The organism is Ramlibacter sp. (assembly GCF_035706265.1).
Taxonomy (GTDB): domain Bacteria; phylum Pseudomonadota; class Gammaproteobacteria; order Burkholderiales; family Burkholderiaceae_C; genus Ramlibacter.
Genome location: NZ_DASSVG010000548.1, coordinates 1 through 4,018, shown reverse-complemented (window position 1 = coordinate 4,018; position 4,018 = coordinate 1). Strand labels below are relative to the sequence as shown.

Below are 4,018 nucleotides of genomic sequence, written 5' to 3'. Positions count from 1 at the left end.
GCTCAGCGCCAGCCTACAATCCAACTCGCACAGTACAGCACACCATGGCCAGACACCTAGACCTCGAAGAACAGGAACAGCTTGACCAGCTCAAGCACTACTGGAACCAGTACGGCAACGCGATCACCTGGATCCTGATCGTCGTGTTCGGCTCCATCGCCGCCTACAACGGCTGGCAGTACTGGGAGCGGCGCCAGGCCGCGCAGGCCTCCTTCCTCTTCGACGAGGTGGACCGCGCCGGTGCCGCGGGCGACGCCGCCCGGGTGGAGCAGGCCTTCAAGGACATCAAGGACAAGTACGGGCGCACCGCCTACGCGCAGCAGGCCGGCCTGATCGCCGGCCGCGTGCTGGCGGAGCGGGGCAAGCCCGACGCGGCGAAGTCGGCGCTGCAATGGGTGGCCGAGGACGCGAACGACGAAGGCCTGCAGGCGGTGGCGAAGCTGCGCCTGGCCGCGCTGCTGGTCGAGGCCAAGGACTACGACGGCGCCCTCAAGCAGCTCAATTCCGGCGTCCCGCGCGAGTTCGAGGCGCTCGCCGCCGACCGCCGCGGCGACATCTACAACCTGCAGGGCAACAAGGAACAGGCCAAGCTGGAATACATGAAGGCCTGGCAGGCCTTCGGCGCCGATTCCCAGTACCGCCCCCTGGTGGAGGTGAAGCTCACCGCGCTCGGCGTGGACGTGCAGACGCTCAAGCCCGCGGAGACCGCCAAGTCATGAGGGGGCAGCGCCTCCTGCGCGCCGCGCTGGCGGGCGGCGCGGCCGTGCTGCTGGCCGGCTGCTCCGTCCTGAACGCGCTGCCCTTCGTGGGCGGGCCGGAAAAGCCGAAACCGGCCGAACTGCAGCCCGATCCCAACCTGATCGCCGTGCGCCAGGCCTGGAATGCCAGGATCGGCCGGATCGATTTCCCGCTGGTGGTGGCCGTCGACGGCAACGTCGCCGTGGCGGCGGCCAGCGACGGCACCGTGGCCGCATTCGATGCCACCACGGGCCGCGAGCAGTGGCGCGGCAGCGCCGGCGCGCCGCTGGCCGCCGGTGTGGGCTTCGACGGCAGCACCGCCGCCGTGATCACCCGCAACAACGACCTGGTCGCCCTGGTGAGCGGCAAGGAAGTCTGGCGCCAGAAGCTCGGCGCGCTGTCGTACACGGCGCCGCTGGTGGCCGGGGCGCGCGTGTTCGTGCTGGGCGGCGACCGCTCCGTCTCCGCCTTCGACGGCGGCACCGGCCGCCGCCTGTGGTCGCAGCAGCGCCAGGGCGAGCCGCTGGTGCTGCGCCAGGAAGGCGTGATCCTGGCCGTGGGCGACACGCTGGTGGTGGGGCAGGGCGGCCGCCTCGCGGGCCTGAACCCCTTGAACGGCAGCGTGCGCTGGGAGGCGCCGATCGCCACCGCGCGCGGCATCAACGACATCGAGCGGCTGGTGGACCTGGTGGGCCGCGTCAGCCGCGTGGGCGATACGGTCTGTGCCCGCGCCTTCCAGGCGGCGGTGGGCTGCGTCGACACCACCCGCGGCGCCGTGGTCTGGACCCAGCGCGCCAACGGCTCGGAAGGCGTGCATGGCGACGCCGCCAGCGTGTTCGGCACCGAGACCGACGGCAAGGTGGTCTCCTGGCGCCGCAGCGACGGCCAGCGCGGCTGGACCAACGACAAGCTGCTGCACCGCGGCCTCGGCACGCCGCTGGCGCTGGGCCGGGCGGTGGTGGTGGGCGACGCCTTCGGCTTCGTGCACCTGCTCTCGCGCGAGGACGGTACGCTGCTGCACCGCCTGGCCACCGACGGCAGCGCCGTCGCCGCCGCGCCGGTGGCGGCCGGCAACACGCTGGTGGTCGTCACCCGCGACGGCAACGTCTACGGCTTCGTGCCGCAGTAAAGGGATCTGAAGAATGAAGCCGGTGATGGCCCTGGTGGGCCGCCCCAACGTCGGCAAATCGACGCTGTTCAACCGGCTGACCAAGTCGCGCGATGCCATCGTGGCCGATTTCGCCGGCCTCACGCGCGACCGCCACTACGGCAACGCGAGGCACGGCCGCTACGAGTTCATCGTCATCGACACCGGCGGCTTCGAGCCGACCGCGGAGCAGGGCATCTACAAGGAGATGGCCCGGCAGACGCAGCAGGCCGTGGCCGAAGCCGACGTGGTGGTGTTCGTGGTCGACGCCCGCGCCGGCCTCTCGGCGCAGGACCACGACATCGCCAACTACCTGCGCAAGCTGGGCAAGCCCACGGTGCTGGCCGCCAACAAGGCCGAAGGCATGCAGGAAGGCGCGCAGCTGGCCGAGTTCTACGAGCTCGGCCTGGGCGAGGTGCACCCGGTCTCCGCCGCCCACGGCCAGGGCATCCGCAGCCTGGTGGACATCGCCTTCGAGCCGCTCAACCTCCCCGAGGAGGAGGAAGGCGCCGCGGAGCAGCAGAGCGGCATCATCAAGCTGGCCGTGGCGGGCCGCCCCAACGTGGGCAAGTCGACCCTGATCAACGCCTGGCTGGGCGAGGAGCGGCTGGTCGCCTTCGACCTGCCTGGCACCACGCGCGACGCGATTTCGGTGCCGTTCGAGCGCAACGGCCAGAAGTTCGAGCTCATCGACACCGCCGGCCTGCGCCGCAAGGGCAAGGTGTTCGAGGCGATCGAGAAGTTCTCGGTGGTCAAGACCCTGCAGGCGATCGAATCGGCCAACGTGGTGCTGCTGCTGCTGGACGCCACCCAGGGCGTGACCGACCAGGACGCCCACATCGCCGGCTACATCCTGGAAAGCGGCCGCGCCGTGGTGCTGGCCGTCAACAAGTGGGACGCGGTGGACGACTACCAGCGCGAGCTGCTGCGGCGCCAGGTGGAGCAGCGCCTCGCCTTCCTGAAGTTCGCCGACCTGCACTTCATCTCCGCCGCCAAGCGCCAGGGCCTGGGCCCGGTGTGGGGCTCGATCGCCCAGGCCTACAAGTCGGCGATGATCAAGATGACGACGCCGGTGCTGACCCGGCTGGTGCACGAGGCGGTGCAGTTCCAGTCGCCCAAGCGCTCGGGCATGTTCCGCCCCAAGCTGCGCTATGCCCACCAGGGCGGCATGAACCCGCCGGTGATCGTGGTGCACGGGAATTCCCTCGAGCACGTGACCGACGCTTACAAGCGCTTCCTGGAAGGGCGGTTCCGCAAGGAGTTCAATCTGGTCGGAACCCCGCTGCGCATCGAGATGCGCACTTCCAGGAATCCCTACGCCGACAAGGAATAGGGCTCCCGGCGGCCCGCCGGCCTTGAAAACTTCCCGAACGGCTGCAACTGGACAGCCCGGGATTGAGCGCCCAGCGTCCTTGCTGTGGTAATGTGCAATCTCCAACAACACCGGAAACACGGAGAATATCGTGAGCAACAAAGGGCAGCTACTACAAGACCCCTTCCTGAACACCCTGCGTCGAGAGCACGTTCCGGTGTCCATTTACCTGGTCAACGGCATCAAGCTCCAGGGCCAGATCGAATCCTTCGACCAGTACGTGGTGCTGCTTCGCAACACCGTCACGCAAATGGTCTACAAGCACGCGATCTCCACCATCGTTCCGGGCCGGGCCGTGAACTTCTCGCCGGCCGAGACCGGGGAAGGCGCCGCAAGCTGAGTCCGAACCGCATCCAGGCCCGCCCCTGCGGGCCCACCTTCCGTCCTACGCCGGTTTGACCGCATCTTCCGAACGTCCGGCCGCCGCCACCATCCTGGTGGGGGTGGACCTGGGCTTGCCGCATTTCGACTCCGACCTCGAGGAACTGGGCCAACTCGCCCAGACCGCCGGCATGGAGCCGGTGGCGCGGGTGACCGCCCGGCGCAAGGCGCCCGACGCCGCCCTGTTCGTGGGGCGCGGCAAGGCCGACGAGATCAAGCAGCTGGCCGAGGAAACGGGCGCCAGCGAGATCCTGTTCGACCAGGCCCTGAGCCCGGCGCAGCAGCGCAACCTGGAGCGCCACCTGGGGCTGCCGGTCAACGACCGCACGCTCCTGATCCTGGAGATCTTCGCCCAGCGCGCCCGCAGCCACGAGGGCAAG

4 protein-coding genes and 1 pseudogene are annotated in these 4,018 nt (G+C 69.4%); all 5 read left to right on the top strand.

Going from position 1 to position 4,018, the window contains the following annotated elements; genetic code table 11:
- Window positions 1-44 precede the first annotated feature (44 nt).
- Window positions 45-719, top strand: coding sequence for a tetratricopeptide repeat protein (locus VFM98_RS19700; RefSeq protein ID WP_325111595.1), 675 nt, complete (start codon window positions 45-47; stop codon window positions 717-719).
- Window positions 716-1,867, top strand: a complete 1,152-nt coding sequence (gene bamB, locus VFM98_RS19695; RefSeq protein WP_325111594.1) for an outer membrane protein assembly factor BamB — start codon at window positions 716-718, stop codon at window positions 1,865-1,867. Before VFM98_RS19700 ends, bamB begins: the two co-directional genes overlap by 4 nt.
- Window positions 1,868-1,880: 13 nt before the next feature.
- Window positions 1,881-3,218 (top strand): ribosome biogenesis GTPase Der, encoded by a 1,338-nt coding sequence (gene der, locus VFM98_RS19690; RefSeq protein ID WP_325111593.1) that lies wholly within the window; start codon window positions 1,881-1,883, stop codon window positions 3,216-3,218.
- A gap of 130 nt (window positions 3,219-3,348) precedes the next feature.
- Window positions 3,349-3,597 (top strand): RNA chaperone Hfq, encoded by a 249-nt coding sequence (hfq, locus tag VFM98_RS19685; RefSeq protein ID WP_325111592.1) that lies wholly within the window; start codon window positions 3,349-3,351, stop codon window positions 3,595-3,597.
- Between the two features lie 55 nt (window positions 3,598-3,652).
- Window positions 3,653-4,018, top strand: a pseudogene (locus tag VFM98_RS19680) (GTPase HflX); the annotation flags it as partial.

Coding starts and splice junctions, on each gene's coding strand:
- VFM98_RS19700 (WP_325111595.1), top strand. CDS start 45: ATGGCCAGACACCTAGACCTCGAAGAACAGGAACAGCTTGACCAGCTC.
- bamB (WP_325111594.1), top strand. CDS start 716: ATGAGGGGGCAGCGCCTCCTGCGCGCCGCGCTGGCGGGCGGCGCGGCC.
- der (WP_325111593.1), top strand. CDS start 1,881: ATGAAGCCGGTGATGGCCCTGGTGGGCCGCCCCAACGTCGGCAAATCG.